Here is a 17955-nt window from a genome sequence, read left to right on the forward strand (position 1 = left end):
CAAAGAAAGAAGGAAAGAGTCATGCAACTCAATCCCGCAGAAATTTCCGAACTGATCAAGAGCCGCATCGAGGGCCTCGGGGTCAGCGCCAACATCCGCAACGAAGGCACCGTGGTTTCGGTGACTGACGGCATCGTGCGCGTGCACGGCCTGTCGGACGCGATGCAGGGCGAAATGCTCGAATTCCCGCCGAGCGCAGACGGCACGCCGTCGTTCGGCCTCGCACTGAACCTCGAGCGCGACTCCGTCGGCGCCGTGATTCTGGGCGAATACGAGCACATCTCCGAAGGCGACACCGTCAAGTGCACGGGCCGCATCCTGGAAGTGCCGGTCGGCCCCGAGCTCATCGGCCGCGTGGTGAACGCACTGGGCCAGCCGATCGACGGCAAGGGTCCCATCAACGCCAAGATGACCGACGTGATCGAGAAGGTCGCTCCGGGCGTGATCGCACGGAAGTCCGTCGACCAGCCGATGCAGACCGGCCTGAAGTCCGTCGACTCGATGGTGCCCGTCGGCCGCGGCCAGCGCGAGCTGATCATCGGCGACCGCCAGACCGGCAAGACCGCGGTGGCCATCGACGCGATCATCAACCAGAAGGGTCAGAACATGACCTGCGTCTACGTTGCGATCGGTCAGAAGGCTTCGTCGATCAAGAACGTGGTGCGCGCTCTCGAACAAGCCGGCGCGATGGACTACACCATCGTGGTGGCGGCATCGGCTTCCGAATCGGCAGCCATGCAATACGTGTCGGCCTACTCGGGCTGCACGATGGGCGAATACTTCCGCGACCGCGGCCAGGACGCACTGATCGTCTATGACGACCTGTCCAAGCAAGCCGTGGCATACCGCCAGGTCTCGCTGCTGCTGCGCCGCCCGCCAGGCCGCGAAGCCTACCCCGGCGACGTGTTCTATCTCCACAGCCGCCTGCTCGAACGCGCAGCCCGCGTGAACGCCGACTACGTCGAAGCCTTCACCAAGGGTGAAGTCAAGGGCAAGACCGGTTCGCTGACCGCACTGCCGATCATCGAAACGCAAGCCGGCGACGTGTCCGCCTTCGTTCCGACCAACGTGATCTCGATCACCGACGGTCAGATCTTCCTGGAAACCAACCTGTTCAACGCCGGTATCCGCCCCGCCATCAACGCCGGTATCTCGGTGTCGCGCGTGGGTTCGTCGGCTCAGACCAACCTGGTGAAGAACCAGTCCGGCGGTATCCGTACCGACCTGGCGCAGTACCGCGAACTCGCGGCCTTCGCCCAATTCGCATCCGACCTGGACGAAGCCACCCGCAAGCAGCTCGACCGCGGTGCCCGCGTGACCGAACTGCTGAAGCAGACCCAGTACAGCCCGCTGCCCATCTCGCTGATGAGCGCCACGCTGTTCGCGGTGAACAAGGGCTTCATGGACGACATCGACGTCAAGAAGGTGCTCTCGTTCGAACACGGCTTCCACCAGTACCTGAAGTCGAGCCACGCTTCGCTGCTGGAAACGATGGAAAAGCACGGCGCCAAGTGGGACGTCAAGCCCGCCAAGGCCGACGACAGCGACGCCAAGAAGGCACTCAAGAAGACCTGCCAGGACGCCGAAGCCGAACTGCTGGCCGCCGCCACTTCGTTCAAGAAGTCGTTCGCCTGATCGACGCAAGAAGGAGCTCTCATGGCAGCTGGTAAGGAAATCCGCGGCAAGATCAAATCGGTGGAAAACACCAAGAAGATCACCAAGGCCATGGAAATGGTCTCGGTTTCCAAGATGCGCAAGGCGCAGGAACGCATGCGCGCCGCTCGCCCCTACAGCGAAAAGATCCGCAACATCGCGGCCAATCTCGGCAAGGCGAATCCGGAGTACACCCACGCGTTCATGAAGACGACCGAGGCCAAGGGCGTCGGTTTCATCATCGTGACCAGCGACAAGGGCCTGTGCGGCGGCTTGAACACCAACCTGCTGCGTGCAGTGACGGCCAAGCTGCGCGAAGCGCAGTCGGCCGGCAACGTGGTGGAGTCGGTGGCCATCGGCAGCAAGGGCCTGGGTTTCCTGAACCGCATCGGCGCCCGCGTGGTGGCCCATGTGACGCAGCTGGGCGACACGCCGCATCTCGACAAGCTCATCGGGCCGGTCAAGACGCTGCTCGACGCCTATGCGGAAGGCAAGCTGTCGGCCGTGTACCTGTGCTACACGAAGTTCATCAACACCATCAAGCAAGAGCCGATGGTGGAGCAGTTGCTGCCGCTCAAGGCCGAAACGCTGCAGACCGAGTCGGGACACCATTCGTGGGACTACATCTACGAACCCGACGCGCAAAGCGTGATCGACGAGCTGCTGGTGCGCTACGTGGAATCGCTGGTGTACCAGGCCGTGGCCGAGAACATGGCGTCCGAGCATTCGGCGCGCATGGTGGCCATGAAGGCTGCAACGGACAACGCGGGCAACGTGATCAGCGAACTGAAGCTGGTCTACAACAAGACCCGCCAGGCCGGCATCACCAAGGAACTGTCGGAGATCGTGTCCGGCGCTGCAGCCGCCGCGGGCGTTTGATGGTTGGCGGGGCAATGGAACGGGCCACATTGCCTGCCGTGCGCGCTTCGCGTGCACAGTGACTCAAGGCCTTCTTTCAAGGGGACTACGCGCAAATGAAGAAAATTCTTGCTCTGGTGGCGGTTGCTGCCGCTCTGACCGCCTGCTCCAAAAAGGAAGAGGCGCCCGCGCCTGCACCGGCTCCGGCTGCTGCACCCGCGGCGCCCGCTCCCGCCGCCGCAACGCCTGCAGCCCCCGCAGCGGCATCGACGGCTTCGGCCGACCTGCCGCAAGAGTGCAACGACTACCTCGCCAAGGTGCAGACCTGCGTTTCCGCGCAAAGCGGTGCAGCCGCCGACGCGATGAAGGCGAGTCTCGACCAGACCAAGGCCACCTGGGCTTCCATGGGTGCCGACAAGGCTGCGCTGGGTCAGGCCTGCAAGGCCGCCTCGGACGCATTCGCGGCGCAAGCCACGGCAATGAAGTGCTGACCTGAACTGAACTGAACCAATCAAGGGTGCCGGCCCGTCCGGCATTCTTGCAAAAGCGGCCCGTTTCGGCACCAGGACGCTTCTGCAAGAACCTGTCGCAAATTTATTGAGATCCATCCAGAAGGAAACGCCATGGCTGAAGGAAAAATTGTCCAATGTATCGGCGCCGTGGTCGACGTGGAGTTCCCGCGTGACCAGATGCCCAAGGTGTACGACGCCTTGAAATTCGAAGGCAGCGCGCTGACTCTCGAAGTCCAGCAACAGCTCGGCGACGGCGTGGTGCGCACGATTGCACTGGGCTCGTCCGATGGCCTGCGCCGCGGCCTGATCGTCACGAACACCGGCGCACCCATCACGGTGCCCGTCGGCAAGGCCACGCTCGGCCGCATCATGGACGTGCTGGGCGCGCCCATCGACGAACGCGGCCCGGTCGGCCAGGAGCTCACCGCTTCGATCCACCGCAAGGCTCCCGCGTACGACGAACTGTCGCCTTCGCAAGACCTGCTGGAAACCGGCATCAAGGTGATCGACCTGGTGTGCCCGTTCGCCAAGGGCGGCAAGGTGGGTCTGTTCGGTGGCGCCGGCGTGGGCAAGACCGTGAACATGATGGAACTCATCAACAACATCGCCAAGGCTCACTCGGGTCTGTCGGTGTTCGCCGGTGTGGGTGAACGTACCCGCGAAGGCAACGACTTCTATCACGAGATGGCCGACTCCGGCGTCGTGAACCTCGAGAAGCTCGAGGACTCGAAGGTGGCCATGGTCTACGGCCAGATGAACGAACCCCCGGGCAACCGTCTGCGCGTGGCGCTGACCGGCCTGACCATCGCCGAGTCGTTCCGCGACGAAGGCCGTGACGTTCTGTTCTTCGTGGACAACATCTATCGCTACACGCTGGCCGGTACCGAAGTGTCGGCTCTGCTGGGCCGCATGCCTTCCGCCGTGGGCTACCAGCCGACGCTGGCCGAGGAAATGGGCCGCCTGCAGGAGCGGATCACGTCGACCAAGGTCGGCTCGATCACCTCGATCCAGGCCGTTTACGTTCCCGCCGACGACTTGACCGACCCGTCGCCCGCCACCACCTTCGCCCACTTGGACTCGACCGTGGTGCTGTCGCGTGACATCGCTTCGCTCGGTATCTACCCCGCCGTGGACCCGCTGGACTCGACCTCGCGCCAGCTCGACCCGAACGTGGTCGGCGAAGAGCACTACAACGTGGCCCGCGCCGTGCAAGGCACGCTGCAGCGCTACAAGGAACTGCGCGACATCATCGCGATTCTGGGCATGGACGAACTGGCTCCCGACGACAAGCTCGCCGTGGCTCGCGCCCGCAAGATCCAGCGTTTCCTGTCGCAGCCGTTCCACGTGGCCGAAGTGTTCACGGGCTCGCCTGGCAAGTACGTGCCGCTGGCCGAAACCATCCGTGGCTTCAAGATGATCGTGAACGGCGAAGCCGACCACCTGCCGGAACAAGCGTTCTACATGGTGGGCGGCATCGACGAAGCGTTCGAAAAGGCCAAGAAGGTCGCTTAAGAAGGAATCACCATGGCAGGCACCATTCATGTGGACGTGGTCAGCGCGGAAGAGTCGATCTTCTCGGGCGAAGCCAGGTTCGTCGCGCTGCCCGGTGAAGCCGGTGAGCTCGGCATCTACCCGCGCCACACCCCGCTGATCACGCGCATCCGCCCCGGCGCCGTGCGCATCGAAATGGCCGATGGCGGCGAAGAGTTCGTCTTCGTGGCCGGCGGCATTCTCGAAGTGCAGCCCAACGCCGTGACCGTGCTGTCCGACACCGCGATCCGCGGCAAGGACCTCGACGACGAGAAGGCCAACCAGGCCAAGGCCGCGGCCGAGGAAGCACTGAAGAACGCGAAGAGCGACATCGACATCGCGATGGCGCAATCGGAGCTGGCCGTGATGGCCGCCCAGATCGCGGCGCTGCGCAAGTACCGCCAGAAGAAGTAAGTAAGCAAGCAATCAAGGAGCCCCTGGGCTCTCTTCCTGAAAAGCCGCCTCTGGGCGGCTTTTTTTGCGTCCGGCGTTTCCCTAACCAAGTCGACTTTGGTTTGAACTTGGCCGAAGTTCGGCCTTGTCCGGCTGAAGACCTGCACCTAGTATTCGCCTTCGCCCGACAGCCGAAGATTGCGGGCGGCGACTTCAAAAGAAAGAACACGGAGACAAACGCGTGGCACCCTGGAGCGGCATCACCGCCGATGAAATGCGGCTGCTGGAAACGACCTTCTGGTCGGCCGGCGGATCGCGCCATGCCATGGCCGAGCAACTCGGCTTCTCCAAGAGCAAGGCCAATGCGCTCATCGCCGGCCTCGTCGAACAGGGGCTGCTGGCCGAAGCGGGCCTGCAGCGTTCGTCGGGCGGGCGGCGTGCCGAAAACCTCCAGCTGCACTTCTGGCTCGGCGTGCTGGTCGGTATCGACATCGGCGCGACCAGCCTCGGCGTGGCCGTGCTGCGGCCCGACCTCACCGTGCTTGCGCAACATGAAGAGCCCGCCGACGTGCGCGAGGGCCCGGCGGTGGTGCTGGCCCGGGTACGGGTGCTGATGCGCGAATTGCTGGCGCAAGGCGGCCACGCCGCGCGCGACGTGCTCGGCATCGGCATCGGCGTGCCCGGCCCCGTCAACTTCGAGATCGGCCAGCTCGTGAACCCGCCGCTGATGCCCGCGTGGGACAGCTTCTCGATCCGCGACTACCTGCGCGAGGACTACGCCGCGCCCGTCTTCGTCGACAACGACGTGAACCTCATGGCGCTCGGCGAGCTGTGGAGGCTCAAGCGTTCGCTGACCAATTTCCTCGTCATCAAGATCGGGACCGGCATCGGCTGCGGCATCGTCTGCCACGGCGAGGTGTACCGGGGCGCGGCCGGCTCCGCGGGTGACGTGGGCCACATCTGCGTCGACCAGGAGGGGCCGCGCTGCCACTGCGGCAACCTGGGCTGCGTCGAGGCCATGGCCGCCGGCCCCGCGATCACGCGCATGGCCGTGCAGGCGGCCGAGGCCGGCGAAAGCGAACTGCTGGCCGAGTGCCTGCGCGTGCATGGCCGCATCGACGCGATCGACGTCGGCCAGGCCAGCCGCGGCGGCGACACCGCGGCCAACGGCATCATCCAGCGCGCGGGCAGCCTCATCGGCCAGATGCTCGCGTCGGTCGTCAACTTCTTCAATCCGTCGCATGTGTTCATCGGCGGCGGCATCACGCGCATCGGGCCGCTGTTCCTCGCGGCGGTGCGCCAGAGCGTGTACCAGCGCTCGCTCGCGCTCTCCACGCGGCACCTGGAAATCCAGTACACGCCGCTGGGCATGCAGGGCGGACTGATAGGCGCGGGCGTGCTTGCGATGCATGAGACCCTGAAGGTTCGCGGAGTGGCGCCATGAGCAGCAGTACGCCAAGCAACAAGGGCAGCGTCGCCGTCGAGTTCGACGGCGTGATCAAGGCCTTCGGCCCGGTGCAGGTGCTGCACGGCGTGAGCTTAGCGCTCGCGCCCGGCCGCGTGTACGGCCTGCTCGGCGAGAACGGCGCGGGCAAGTCGACGCTGATGAAGATTCTTGCCGGCTACGAGCAGCTCACTGGCGGCACGCTGCGCATCAACGGCCAGCCGCAGCAGTTCGGCAGCTCGCGCGATGCCGAGGCGCTGGGCATCGTGCTGATCCACCAGGAGTTCAACCTCGCGGAAGACCTGAGCGTGGCGCAGAACATCTTCCTGGGCCATGAAAAGAAGAAGGGCTGGCTGCTGGACGACGCCTCGATGGAGCGCGAAGCCGCCGCCGCGCTCGCCGCCGTCGGCCTGAACATCGATCCGCGCACCAAGGTGCGAAAGCTCATCGTCGCCGAGAAGCAGCTCGTCGAGATCGCGAAGGCCATCGCCCGCCGCGCGCGCCTGCTCGTGATGGACGAGCCCACCGCCACGCTCACGCCCGGCGAGACCGAGCGCCTGTTCAAGCTCATCGCGCAGCTGCGCGCCGACGGCGTGACCATCGTCTACATCTCGCACAAGCTCGACGAGGTGGAGCAGGTGACCGACGAGGTGATCGTCATGCGCGACGGCCGCTTCGTCGCGCGCGCGCCCACGCCCGAGGTCACGCGCCAGCAGATGGCCAACCTCATGGTGGGCCGCGAGCTGGCCGACCTGTACCCGCCGCGCGACGTGGTGGTGGCCGCCGATGCGCCCGCCATGCGCGTGCGAAATTTCAATGTGCCCGGCTGGGCGCAAGACGCGAGCTTCGAGGTGCGCCCCGGCGAGATCCTCGGTTTCGCGGGCCTCGTGGGCGCGGGGCGCACCGAGCTCTTCGAAGGCCTGCTCGGCCTTCGCCCCGCGAGCGGCAGCGTCGAGATGCTCGGCAAGCCCGTGCCCGGCGGCAAGGGCTGGCGCAACCCGCGCGACGCGGCGAAGCACGGCCTCACCTATCTGAGCGAAGACCGCAAGGGCAAGGGCCTGCACGTCAACTTCGGCCTGCGGCACAACCTCACGCTGATGGCGCTCGAACGCTATGCGCAGCCCTGGCTCAAGCCCGAAGCCGAACGCGGCGCGCTGGCCGGGGCGGTGAAGGACTACGGCATCCGCACCGGCTCGCTCGAGGTCAAGGCCTCGTCGCTGTCGGGCGGCAACCAGCAGAAGCTCGCGCTCGCCAAGGTGCTGCAGCCGCAGCCGAAGGTGGTGGTGCTCGACGAGCCCACGCGCGGCGTGGACGTGGGCGCCAAGCGCGACATCTATTTCCTGATCCAGCGACTGGCCCGCGAAGGGCTTGCGGTGATCGTCGTCTCGTCGGAACTGATGGAGCTGATCGGCCTGTGCCACCGCGTGGCGGTGATGCGCGCCGGAAAGCTGGTCGCCACGCTCGACGCGGACCATTTGACAGAAGAGGAGCTCATCGCTCATGCCACCGGAACAGCAGACACCACCGCCGCGCACGCTTGAAGCCGCGCAGCAGCAGCACCGCAGCGAGGCAAAGCCGCGCTGGACCGAGCGCCTGCACGGCCTCGGCCCGGTCATCGGCCTGGTGCTGCTTTGCATTGCCGGCACGCTGCTCAACAGCGACTTCGCGACCGTCGACAACGCGATGAACGTGCTCACGCGCACCGCCTTCATCGGCATCATCGCGGTGGGCATGTGCTTCGTGATCATTTCGGGCGGCATCGACCTGTCGGTGGGCTCGATGGCCGCGCTCATCGCGGGCAGCGTGATCATGTTCATCAACTGGGCCGGCCCGGCATCGGGCTCGCCGCTGCTGGCGGTGGTGATGGGCGCTGTGCTGGCCATCGTGCTGGGCGCTGTGTTCGGCCTTGCGCACGGCCTGCTCATCACCAAGGGGCGCATCGAGCCCTTCATCGTGACGCTGGGCACGCTGGGCATCTTCCGCGCGTACCTCACCTACTTTGCCGACGGCGGCGCGCTCACGCTCGACAACGAACTGTCGGACCTCTACGCGCCGGTGTACTACGCCAGCCTCGCGGGCATTCCGGTGCCGGTGTGGGTGTTCGTGATCGTCGCGATCATCGGCGGCGTCATATTGAACCGCACGGCCTACGGGCGCTACGTGCAGGCCATCGGCTCGAACGAGCAGGTGGCGCGCTACGCGGCCGTGGACGTCGACCGCGTGAAGATCATGACCTACGTGCTGCTCGGCGTGTGCGTGGGCATTGCCACGCTGCTCTACGTGCCGCGCCTGGGCTCGGCCTCGCCGACCACCGGCCTGCTGTGGGAGCTGGAAGCCATTGCCGCGGTGATCGTCGGCGGCACCGCGCTCAAGGGCGGCGCGGGCAGCATCACCGGCACGGTGGTGGGCGCGATCCTGCTCTCGGTCATCAGCAACATCCTGAACCTCACCAGCATCATCAGCGTGTACCTGAATGCCGCGGTGCAGGGCTTCGTGATCATCATCGTCGCGTTCCTGCAGCGCGGCCGGCGCTAGTTCCCTTCCCGTTCCGTTCCATCCACCAAGAGGAGACATCCAGCATGACAACTTTCACCAGACGCCTCGCGCTCACGGCCGTTGCCGCCGCAGCCTTCGCCAGCCTGCCCGCGCTCGCCGCAGAGAAGGTCAACCTCGGCGTTTCGATTCCCGCGGCCACGCACAGCTTCATGGGCGGCATCAACTACTGGGCCAACCAGGCGAAGAAGGACCTCGAGAAGGAACACAAGGACCTGAAGATCACCATCAAGACGGCCGCCAACGCGCCCGAGCAGGCCAACCAGCTGCAGGACCTGTCGACGGTGACCAAGATCAACGCGCTGGTCGTGTTCCCGTTCGAATCCGCCGCGCTGACCAAGCCGGTCGCGCAGGTCAAGGCCAAGGGCGCCTACGTGACCGTGGTCGACCGCGGCCTGACCGACACCAGCGCGCAGGACGCCTACGTGGCCGGCGACAACACCGCCTTCGGCAAGATCCCGGCCGAGTACATCGTGAAGCAGCTCAACGGCAAGGGCAACGTGGTGGCGCTGCGCGGCATCGCGACCACGCTCGACAACGAGCGCATGGACGCCTTCAACGCCGTGCTCAAGGGCAGCCCCGACATCAAGCTGCTGGACGCCAAGTACGCCAACTGGAACCGCGACGACGCCTTCAAGGTCACGCAGGACTACCTCACGCGCTTCAAGAACATCGACGCCATCTGGGCCGCCGACGACGACATGGCCGTGGGCGTGCTCAAGGCCATCTCGCAGGCCAAGCGCGACGACATCAAGATCGTGTTCGGCGGCGCCGGCGCGAAGGACATGGTCAAGACCATCATGGACGGCAAGGACCCGCGCATCACGGCCGACGTGAGCTATTCGCCCAAGTTCATCTACGACGCGATCAAGCTCACGGCCGAAGCGCGCCTGAAGGGCGAGAAGCTGCCGGCGACGACGATCATTCCTTCGGTGCTGATCACGAAGGAAAACGCCAAAGAGTTCTACCACCCCAACTCGCCGTTCTGAGGTGATCGAGATCGCTCCACGCAAGCTCCGCTACGCCATGGTCGGCGGCGGCCGCGACGCCTTCATCGGCGCCGTGCACCGCAAGGCCATGGCGCTCGACGGCCAGATCGAGCTCGTGGCGGGGGCGCTGTCGTCGAGCCCCGACAAGGCGCGCGCCTCGGGCCGCGACCTCGGCCTGGCCGACGGCCGCAACCACGGCGACTGGCAGTCGCTGCTGGCCGACGAGCTGAAGCGGCCCGCTGACGAACGCATCGACTTCGTGTCGATCGTCACGCCCAACCACGTGCACTTTCCGGTGGCGCAGGCTTTTGCCGACGCCGGCTTCCACGTGGTGTGCGACAAGCCGCTGGTGCACACGCGCGAGCAGGCCGATGCGCTGGTCGCCACGGTCGCGAAGCGGGGTACGGTGTTCGGCGTCACCTACAACTACACCGGCTACCCGATGGTGCGGCAGGCCCGCGAGATGGTGCGGTCTGGCCAGATCGGCGAAGTGCGCAAGGTCGTCGTCGAATACAACCAGGGCTGGCTTGCCAGCCATGTCGAAGGCGGCACCAACAAGCAGGCCGACTGGCGCACCGACCCCGCGCGCAGCGGCGCGGCCGGGGCCATCGGCGACATCGGCTCGCATGCCGAGAACCTCGTGGCCAGCGTCACCGGCCTGGAGATCGAAAGCCTCTGCGCCGACCTCAGCGCGCTGGTGCCGGGCCGCATGCTCGACGACGACGGCAGCCTGCTGCTGCGCTTCAAGGGCGGCGCGCGCGGCGTGCTGGTGGCCTCGCAGATCAGCACGGGGCTGGAGAACGACCTGCGCCTGCGCATCTCCGGCACGCGGGGCACGCTCGAATGGCACCAGGAGCAGCCCAGCCAGTTGCAGCACCTGCCGCACGACGGACCCAGGCGCGTGCTGACGCGCGGCGCGCCCTGGCTGTGCGAGGCCGCGCAACGCGCGAGCCGGCTGCCGGCGGGGCACCCCGAAGGCTTCATCGAGGCCTTCGCCAACGTGTATGCCGGCGTGGCGGCGGACATCCGCGCCCGGCTCGAAGTGCGGACGGCCGACCCACTGGCCGCCGACTATCCGCGCGTGGAAGACGGCGCGCGCGGCGTGCGCTTCATCGAACGCACGGTGGCTTCCGCGCAAAGCGAATTAAAGTGGACGCCCTGGTAGCGCATGCGCGCTGCCGCGGGCTTCCATGACATCCACCATCACCGACAACACCGGCGCCTCGCGCCCGGCCACGCAGACCTGGCCCGCGGCGCTCTGGCGGCGCTGCATCACGCTGTTCCCGCTGAAGCTGGTGGGCAACACGGTCGCCACGCTCGGCTTCTTCCCGCTGTACTTCTGGATCGCGAAGAACGCGGGCCAGGCCTGGGTGCTGCCGCTCACCGCCTTCGACCGCGCCATCGCCTTCTGGCCGGCGCTGCTGCCGGTGTATCTCTCGCTGTGGGGCTACATCGCGCTGCCGGTGCTGCTGGCCAAGGACATGCGCGAGCTGACGCGCTTCTCCCTCGGCTGCGCGGCGATGACCTTGCTGGCGCTGCTCGTGTTCTGGTTCATGCCCACGGCCATTCCCAATTTCGCGGTCGCCACCACGCCGGGCACTTCGCTGCAGTTCCTGAAGATGGTCGATTCGGCGGGCAATGCCTTTCCGTCGCTGCATGTGTCGTTCTCGGTGTTCGCCTGCGTCATGCTCGCGCGGCAGTTGCGCGATGCGGGCGCGCCGGCGTGGCTGCGCTTCGTCAACGTGGCGTGGGCCGCGGGCATCGTCTATTCGACGATGGCGGTGCGCCAGCATGTGCTGGTCGACGTGCTGGGCGGCCTTGCGCTGGGCGTCGCGCTCGGCGTGGCCACGCGGCAGCGGGAGCCGGCCGCGGCTGCTGCGCATGCGCGTGCGGCGTAGGCCGATCGCGGTATTCCGCCGCCACCGGGCGCGCGGTACAAATCCGGCATCGTCGCCGTCCAGGCGATGCGGAGCCCGCCATGAAGATTCGCCCGTCCGCCGCCGCTGCAGCCTGCCTTGCGGCGGCTGCGATCGCCATGCCCGCGTTCGCGCTCGACTACCCGGCGCGCAAGCCCGGCCTGTGGGAGATCCAGACCGGCGACGGCGGCAAGGGCCAGGGCCACACCATGCAGCAGTGCATCGACGCGGCCAGCGACAAGTCGCTGCGCGAAATGGGCCAGGGCATGGGCAAGGAAATGTGCTCGAAGCAGGAGCTGCGGCTCGACGGCGGCAAGCTGGTGATGGACTCCGTGTGCAAGATCGGCAACACCACCGCCACCTCGCATGCGGTGATGAGCGGCGACTTCAACTCGGCCTACCGCATGGAAAGCAAATCGAGCTACAACCCGCCGCTGATGGGCCGCGCCGAAGGCACCAGCGTGATCGAGGCCCGGTGGGTCGGCCCCTGCAAGGCCGACCAGAAGCCCGGCGACATGGTCATGCCCAACGGCATGAAGATGAACGTCATCGACATGATGAACAACCGGCCCAAGCGGCCCTGACTGGGCCTGCGGGGCAGGCCGGCGGGTAGGCGCCGGCCCACAGCGCTTCGCGGCTGACGTTCGGCGCCGGGCAGCGCCGGCTGCGCCTACGATGGCGTGCCATGCCCGCAACGCAGCAAGAAGATCTCGTCGTCGCCCGGCCCGAGGGCCTGTACTGCCCGCCGGGCGATTTCTACATCGACCCCTGGCGGCCGGTGGCGCGCGCCGTCATCACCCACGCCCATTCGGACCACGCACGCACGGGGCATGGGCACTACCTGGCTCACACCGACAGCGCCGGCACCCTGCGCACGCGGCTGGGCGCCGACATCGACCTGCAGACGCTGCCCTACGGCGAAGCCATCACACACCACGGCGTGCGCGTCTCCCTGCATCCGGCAGGGCACGTGCTGGGCTCGGCGCAGGTGCGGCTCGAGCACGGCGGGCGCGTGTGGGTGGCCTCGGGCGACTACAAGACGGAGCCCGACGGCACCTGCACCCCCTTCGAGCCTGTGCCTTGCGACACCTTCATCACCGAATCCACCTTCGGCCTGCCGATCTACCGCTGGCCCACGCAGGCCGCGCTGTTCGCGGAGATCGACGCATGGTGGCGCGCCAATGCCGAGGCGGGGCGCGCGTCGGTGCTGTTCTGCTATGCCTTCGGCAAGGCGCAGCGCATCCTGCACGGGGTGGACGCGAGCATCGGGCCGATCATGGTGCACGGGGCGGTGGAGCCGCTCAATGCCGTGTACCGCGCGGCGGGCGTGGCGCTGCCGCCGACGCTGCGCGTGAGCGACGAAGGTGTCGACGCGGCGCTGCTCAAGCGCGCGCTGGTGCTGGCCCCGCCGTCGGCGCAGGGCACGCCGTGGATGCGCCGCTTCGGCAACTATGCCGATGCGTTCGCCAGCGGATGGATGCAACTGCGTGGCACGCGCAGGCGGCGCGGCGTGGACCGCGGCTTCGTGATGTCGGATCACGCGGACTGGCCGGGGCTGCAGAAGGCGATCGCCGGCACGGGCGCGCAGCGCGTGTTCGTCACGCATGGCAGCGTGCAGGTGATGGTGCGGTGGCTGACGGAGAACGGGCTGGATGCGCAGGGCTTCAAGACCGAGTACGGCGATGAAGACGACCAGGCGGCACCCGATGGAGCCGCCGACGGCCCCCATCCCGGCCTTCCCCCGGCGGGAGAAGGAGCGAACGCATGAAAGCCTTTGCCGCGCTCTACCGCGAGCTCGACGCCAGCACCTCGAACCTCGCCAAGCAGGCCGCGCTGCAGCGCTACCTGCGCGAGGCCGACGCGGCCGATGCCGCATGGGCCGTGTACTTCCTGGCCGGCGGCAAGCCGCGCCAGCTGGTGCCCACCAAGCTGCTGCGCCTGCTCGCGCAGGAAGCCGCGGGCCTGCCGGAGTGGCTGTTCGACGAAAGCTACGACGCGGTTGGCGACCTCGCGGAAACCATCGCGCTGCTGCTGCCGCCCCCCAGCAGGGCGCATGATCTCGGGCTCGCGGGCTGGGTCGAGCAGCACCTGCTGCCGCTGCGCGATGCGGCGAAGACTTCGCCCGAGCAACTGGCCGACCGCCTGCGCGCGCAGTGGCGCCAGCTCGCGGCCGAAGAGCGGCTGGTGTACTTCAAGCTCATCACCGGCGCGTTCCGCGTGGGCGTGTCGAAGCTGCAGGTCACGCAGGCGCTGGCGGCCGTCGGCGGCATCGACCCCAAGCGCGTCGCGCAGCGGCTCATGGGCTACACGCACATCGGCGCGCGGCCGCATCCGGACGACTACCAGGCGCTCATCGCCCCCGAGTCGGGCATGGAGCAGGTGCAGAAGACCAGCGGGCAGCCGTACCCGTTCTTCCTTGCGCATCCGTTCAACCTGCCGGTGGAGCAGTTCGACGCCGTGCTCGGGCCGCCTTCCGGCTGGATCGTGGAATGGAAGTGGGACGGCATCCGCGCGCAACTGGTCAAGCGTGCGGGCGTGCCATGGGTGTGGTCGCGCGGCGAAGAGCTGGTGACGGAGCGATTCCCCGAACTCGCGGTGCTCGGCGAAGCCTTGCCCGACGGCACCGTGCTCGACGGCGAGATCGCGGTATGGCGCGACGGCAAGGTGCAGCCCTTTGCGGAGCTGCAGAAGCGCATCGGCCGCAAGACGCTCGGCGCCAAGCTGCTGCGCGACATTCCGGTCGTGCTGCTGGCCTACGACCTTCTCGAATGGGAAGGCCAGGACCTGCGCGCGCTGCCGCAGTCGGAACGCCGGGCGCTGCTCGACGAACTGGTCGCGCGCATGCAGCACCCTTCGCTGCTGCCCAGCCCGATGCTCACGGGCGTCGACTGGAACGATCTGTCCACGCAGCGCGAAGCCGCGCGCGCCATGGGTGTCGAAGGCATGATGCTCAAGCGCCGCGACGCGCAGTACGGCGTGGGCCGCACCAAGGACGTCGGCGTGTGGTGGAAGTGGAAGATCGACCCACTGAGCATCGACGCCGTGCTGATCTACGCGCAGCGCGGCCATGGCCGCAGGGCGAGCCTGTACAGCGACTACACCTTCGCTGTGTGGGACGGCCCGCCCGGTCAGGAGGACCGCAGGCTCGTGCCCTTTGCCAAGGCTTACTCGGGCCTCACCGACGCCGAAATGGCGCGCGTGGACGCGATCATCCGCAAGACCACGGTGGAAACCTTCGGCCCGGTGAAGAGCGTGAAGCCGACGCTGGTGTTCGAGCTGGGCTTCGAGGGCATCGCGCGAAGCACGCGCCACAAGAGCGGCATCGCGGTGCGCTTTCCGCGCATGCTGCGGTGGCGGGAAGACAAGCCGGTGGAGGAGGCCGATACCTTGCAGACGCTTGCCGCGTTGCTGCCGGCATGAGCACCAGGCCGGACCCCGAGGATTTTCTCCCTTCCCCCAGCGGGGGAAGGAGCAGGACAAAGGTCAAGGCTGCGCTCGATGTGTGGTTCACCGCGCGCGGCTGGAAGCCTTTCAAGTTCCAGCGCGACGTCTGGAAGGCGATCGCACAAGGCCAGTCCGGCCTGCTGCATGCCACCACCGGCGCGGGCAAGACCTACGCCGTCTGGCTCGGCGCGCTGCAGGCCTTCTCGCAGCCCCGAAAGGAAACAGCCCGCCCCGCGCCCCTGCCGCTCACGGTGCTGTGGCTCACCCCGATGCGCGCGCTCGCGGCCGACACGCTGCGCGCGCTGCAGCAGCCGCTCGAAGCACTGGGCGCCGAGGTGCATCCCTGGAGCACCGGAGCGCGCAGCGGCGACACGTCCTCCAGCGAGCGCAGCGCGCAGAACCAGCGGCTGCCCAGCGTGCTCGTCACCACGCCCGAAAGCCTCTCGCTGTTGCTGGCGCGCGCCGATGCGAGCCAGGTGCTGGGCGGCGTGCGTATGGCGGTGGTCGATGAATGGCACGAGCTGCTCGGCAACAAGCGCGGCGTGCAGGTGCAGCTTGCGCTCGCCCGGCTCAGGCGCTGGAACCCGGGCATCGCTATCTGGGGCATGTCGGCCACGCTGGGCAACCTGCGCGAGGCCATGCACGTGCTGCTGGGCCATGACGAAGGCGTGCTGGTGCAGGGCCAGGTGCCCAAGAAGCTCGTCATCGATTCGCTGCTGCCCGGCCGCGCGGAGCGCTTTCCGTGGGGCGGCCACCTGGGCCTCACGATGCTGCCGCAGGTGATAGAGGAAATCGCCGCGAGCAAGACCACGCTGGTCTTCACCAACACGCGCTCGCAGTCGGAGATCTGGTACCAGGCCCTGCTGGAGGCCCGACCCGACTGGGCGGGCCTGATCGCGCTGCACCACGGCTCGCTCGACCGCGAGGTGCGCGAGTGGGTCGAGCTGGGCCTGAAGAGCGGCGAGCTGAAGGCGGTGGTCTGCACATCGAGCCTCGACCTGGGCGTGGACTTCCTGCCGGTGGAGCGCGTGCTGCAGATCGGCTCGCCCAAGGGCGTGGCGCGGCTGCTGCAGCGCGCGGGGCGCTCGGGCCATGCGCCGGGGCGGCCGTCGCGCATCACGCTCGTGCCCACGCACAGCATCGAGATGGTCGAGGGCGCGGCCGCGCGCGCGGCCATTGCCGAGGGGCACATCGAGTCGCGCCGTTCGCCCGACCAGCCGCTGGACGTGCTGGTGCAGCACCTGGTGACGGTGGCGCTCGGCGGCGGCTTCGTGCCCGACGACCTGTACGCCGAAGTGCGCGGCACGGCCGCCTACGAAGAGCTTTCGCGGGAGAACTGGCAGTGGTGCCTCGACTTCGTCTCGCAGGGCGGCGCTTCGCTCTCGGCCTACCCCGACTACCGCCGCGCCGTGCCCGACGCCGAGGGCGTGTGGCGCGTGCCCGATGCGCGGCTCGCGCGGCGGCACCGCATGAACATCGGCACCATCGTGAGCGACGCGAGCATGTCGGTGCAGTTCGTCGGCGGCGCGAAGATCGGCAGCGTCGAAGAGGGTTTCGTCGCGCGCATGAAGCCCGGCGACTGCTTCCTGTTCGGCGGCCGGCTGCTCGAACTCGTGCGCATCCACGACATGACGGCCTGGGTGCGGCGCGCCAGCGGCAAGCGGCCTGCCGTGCCGCGCTGGAACGGCGGACGCATGCCGCTGTCGAACACGCTGGCCGACGCGGTGGTGCAGCAGCTGGCGCTGGCCGGCGACGGCGCCTACGGCTCGCCCGAGCTGCAATGCGTGCGCCCGCTGCTGGAGATCCAGCAGCAGTGGTCTGCGCTGCCCACGCCGCAGACGCTGCTGGCCGAGACGCTGACCACGCGCGAGGGCTCGCACCTGTTCCTGTATCCGTTCGCCGGGCGGCATGTGCACCTGGGGCTCGCGAGCCTGCTGGCCTGGCGCGTTGCGCAGCATGAGGCGCGCACCTTTTCCATCGCGGTCAACGACTACGGCTTCGAGCTGCTGAGCGCGACCGAGGTCGACTGGCCGACGCTGCTGCCGCAGGTGCTGCGCCTGCCCGAAGGCAGCGGCGAAGGCAATGGCGAGGGTGAAGACGCGCGCGCGGTGTTGCTGCACGAAGTGCTCGCATCGCTCAACGCCGGCGAGCTCGCGCAGCGCCGCTTTCGCGAGATCGCGCGCGTGTCGGGCCTGATTTTCCAGGGCTACCCGGGCGAGAAGCGCAGCAGCAGGCAGCTGCAAGCCTCGTCCTCGCTGTTCTGGGAGGTGTTCCGCAAGTACGACCCCGGCAACCGGCTGCTGCAGCAGGCCGAACAGGAACTGCTCGCGCAGGAGCTCGAGATCGGCCGTCTGCGCGCCAGCCTCACCCGCATGGCCGGGCAGCAGCTGGTGCTCAAGCCGATCGCGCGGCCCACGCCGTTCTCGTTCCCGCTGATGGTCGAGCTGTTCCGCGAAAAGCTGTCGAACGAGAACGTGGCCGACCGCATCGCGCGCATGGTCGAGCAACTGGAGAAAGCCGCGGGCGGCGTGGTGACGGCCGGCGGCATCGATCGCGTGAAGCGCACGATGGCGTTCGGCCAGGAAGGCGCGGGCAAGCCGCCGGCGCCGCGGCGCGAACGCAGGCGGCCTTCACGCCCGCTGCCGCCGCTGTGAGGGCCTGGT

The 17955-nt window shown here is 67.7% G+C and carries 15 protein-coding genes; all 15 read left to right on the forward strand.

Going from position 1 to position 17955, the window contains the following annotated elements; all coding sequences use genetic code 11:
- Positions 1-21 precede the first annotated feature (21 nt).
- The 15 genes from atpA (at position 22) to C4F17_RS21640 (ending at position 17946) form a co-directional block, all read left to right on the forward strand.
- Positions 22-1635: a F0F1 ATP synthase subunit alpha gene (gene atpA, locus C4F17_RS21570; RefSeq protein ID WP_106936601.1), complete on the forward strand. Its 1614-nt coding sequence runs from the start codon at positions 22-24 to the stop codon at positions 1633-1635.
- A gap of 21 nt (positions 1636-1656) precedes the next feature.
- Positions 1657-2532 carry a F0F1 ATP synthase subunit gamma gene (gene atpG, locus C4F17_RS21575; protein ID WP_081266096.1) on the forward strand — a complete coding sequence of 292 codons (876 nt, stop codon included), beginning with the start codon at positions 1657-1659 and terminating at the stop codon, positions 2530-2532.
- Positions 2533-2627: 95 nt separating this feature from the next.
- Entirely contained in the window at positions 2628-3002 is a 375-nt protein-coding gene (locus tag C4F17_RS21580; RefSeq protein ID WP_106936602.1) for a hypothetical protein, read from the forward strand.
- Positions 3003-3134: 132 nt separating this feature from the next.
- On the forward strand, positions 3135-4535 hold the full coding sequence (atpD, locus tag C4F17_RS21585; RefSeq protein WP_081266094.1) for a F0F1 ATP synthase subunit beta: 1401 nt from the start codon (positions 3135-3137) through the stop codon (positions 4533-4535).
- A gap of 12 nt (positions 4536-4547) precedes the next feature.
- Positions 4548-4967, forward strand: a complete 420-nt coding sequence (locus C4F17_RS21590) for a F0F1 ATP synthase subunit epsilon (RefSeq protein WP_081266093.1) — start codon at positions 4548-4550, stop codon at positions 4965-4967.
- Between the two features lie 253 nt (positions 4968-5220).
- A complete protein-coding gene (locus C4F17_RS21595; RefSeq protein ID WP_106937648.1) occupies positions 5221-6390 on the forward strand; it encodes an ROK family protein in 1170 nt (389 codons plus the stop codon).
- Positions 6387-7931 (forward strand): sugar ABC transporter ATP-binding protein, encoded by a 1545-nt coding sequence (locus tag C4F17_RS21600; RefSeq protein WP_106936603.1) that lies wholly within the window; start codon positions 6387-6389, stop codon positions 7929-7931. The genes C4F17_RS21595 and C4F17_RS21600 overlap by 4 nt, the downstream gene beginning before the upstream one ends.
- Complete coding sequence (locus C4F17_RS21605; protein WP_106936604.1) at positions 7891-8925, forward strand: ABC transporter permease; 1035 nt, start codon at positions 7891-7893, stop codon at positions 8923-8925. Before C4F17_RS21600 ends, C4F17_RS21605 begins: the two co-directional genes overlap by 41 nt.
- Positions 8926-8969: 44 nt before the next feature.
- The gene (locus C4F17_RS21610; RefSeq protein WP_106936605.1) at positions 8970-9932 is read left to right on the forward strand and encodes a substrate-binding domain-containing protein; all 963 of its coding nucleotides are present in this window, start codon (positions 8970-8972) and stop codon (positions 9930-9932) included.
- Between the two features lie 37 nt (positions 9933-9969).
- Positions 9970-11097, forward strand: a complete 1128-nt coding sequence (locus C4F17_RS21615; protein WP_199851982.1) for a Gfo/Idh/MocA family protein — start codon at positions 9970-9972, stop codon at positions 11095-11097.
- A gap of 25 nt (positions 11098-11122) precedes the next feature.
- Positions 11123-11830: a phosphatase PAP2 family protein gene (locus tag C4F17_RS21620; protein WP_106936607.1), complete on the forward strand. Its 708-nt coding sequence runs from the start codon at positions 11123-11125 to the stop codon at positions 11828-11830.
- A gap of 80 nt (positions 11831-11910) precedes the next feature.
- Positions 11911-12432 (forward strand): DUF3617 domain-containing protein, encoded by a 522-nt coding sequence (locus tag C4F17_RS21625; RefSeq protein ID WP_106936608.1) that lies wholly within the window; start codon positions 11911-11913, stop codon positions 12430-12432.
- 101 nt (positions 12433-12533) lie between these two features.
- Positions 12534-13616 (forward strand): ligase-associated DNA damage response exonuclease, encoded by a 1083-nt coding sequence (locus C4F17_RS21630; RefSeq protein WP_106936609.1) that lies wholly within the window; start codon positions 12534-12536, stop codon positions 13614-13616.
- Positions 13613-15268, forward strand: coding sequence for an ATP-dependent DNA ligase (locus C4F17_RS21635; RefSeq protein WP_106936610.1), 1656 nt, complete (start codon positions 13613-13615; stop codon positions 15266-15268). Before C4F17_RS21630 ends, C4F17_RS21635 begins: the two co-directional genes overlap by 4 nt.
- Entirely contained in the window at positions 15265-17946 is a 2682-nt protein-coding gene (locus C4F17_RS21640; protein ID WP_234382272.1) for a ligase-associated DNA damage response DEXH box helicase, read from the forward strand. The genes C4F17_RS21635 and C4F17_RS21640 overlap by 4 nt, the downstream gene beginning before the upstream one ends.
- Positions 17947-17955: the final 9 nt, after the last annotated feature.

The organism is Variovorax sp. PMC12, from assembly GCF_003019815.1.
Classification (GTDB): domain Bacteria; phylum Pseudomonadota; class Gammaproteobacteria; order Burkholderiales; family Burkholderiaceae_C; genus Variovorax.

Coding starts and splice junctions, on each gene's coding strand:
- C4F17_RS21625 (WP_106936608.1), top strand. CDS start 11,911: ATGAAGATTCGCCCGTCCGCCGCCGCTGCAGCCTGCCTTGCGGCGGCT.
- C4F17_RS21590 (WP_081266093.1), top strand. CDS start 4,548: ATGGCAGGCACCATTCATGTGGACGTGGTCAGCGCGGAAGAGTCGATC.
- C4F17_RS21635 (WP_106936610.1), top strand. CDS start 13,613: ATGAAAGCCTTTGCCGCGCTCTACCGCGAGCTCGACGCCAGCACCTCG.
- C4F17_RS21630 (WP_106936609.1), top strand. CDS start 12,534: ATGCCCGCAACGCAGCAAGAAGATCTCGTCGTCGCCCGGCCCGAGGGC.
- C4F17_RS21610 (WP_106936605.1), top strand. CDS start 8,970: ATGACAACTTTCACCAGACGCCTCGCGCTCACGGCCGTTGCCGCCGCA.
- atpG (WP_081266096.1), top strand. CDS start 1,657: ATGGCAGCTGGTAAGGAAATCCGCGGCAAGATCAAATCGGTGGAAAAC.
- atpA (WP_106936601.1), top strand. CDS start 22: ATGCAACTCAATCCCGCAGAAATTTCCGAACTGATCAAGAGCCGCATC.
- C4F17_RS21640 (WP_234382272.1), top strand. CDS start 15,265: ATGAGCACCAGGCCGGACCCCGAGGATTTTCTCCCTTCCCCCAGCGGG.
- C4F17_RS21620 (WP_106936607.1), top strand. CDS start 11,123: ATGACATCCACCATCACCGACAACACCGGCGCCTCGCGCCCGGCCACG.
- C4F17_RS21615 (WP_199851982.1), top strand. CDS start 9,970: ATGGTCGGCGGCGGCCGCGACGCCTTCATCGGCGCCGTGCACCGCAAG.
- C4F17_RS21595 (WP_106937648.1), top strand. CDS start 5,221: ATGCGGCTGCTGGAAACGACCTTCTGGTCGGCCGGCGGATCGCGCCAT.
- C4F17_RS21580 (WP_106936602.1), top strand. CDS start 2,628: ATGAAGAAAATTCTTGCTCTGGTGGCGGTTGCTGCCGCTCTGACCGCC.
- C4F17_RS21605 (WP_106936604.1), top strand. CDS start 7,891: ATGCCACCGGAACAGCAGACACCACCGCCGCGCACGCTTGAAGCCGCG.
- C4F17_RS21600 (WP_106936603.1), top strand. CDS start 6,387: ATGAGCAGCAGTACGCCAAGCAACAAGGGCAGCGTCGCCGTCGAGTTC.
- atpD (WP_081266094.1), top strand. CDS start 3,135: ATGGCTGAAGGAAAAATTGTCCAATGTATCGGCGCCGTGGTCGACGTG.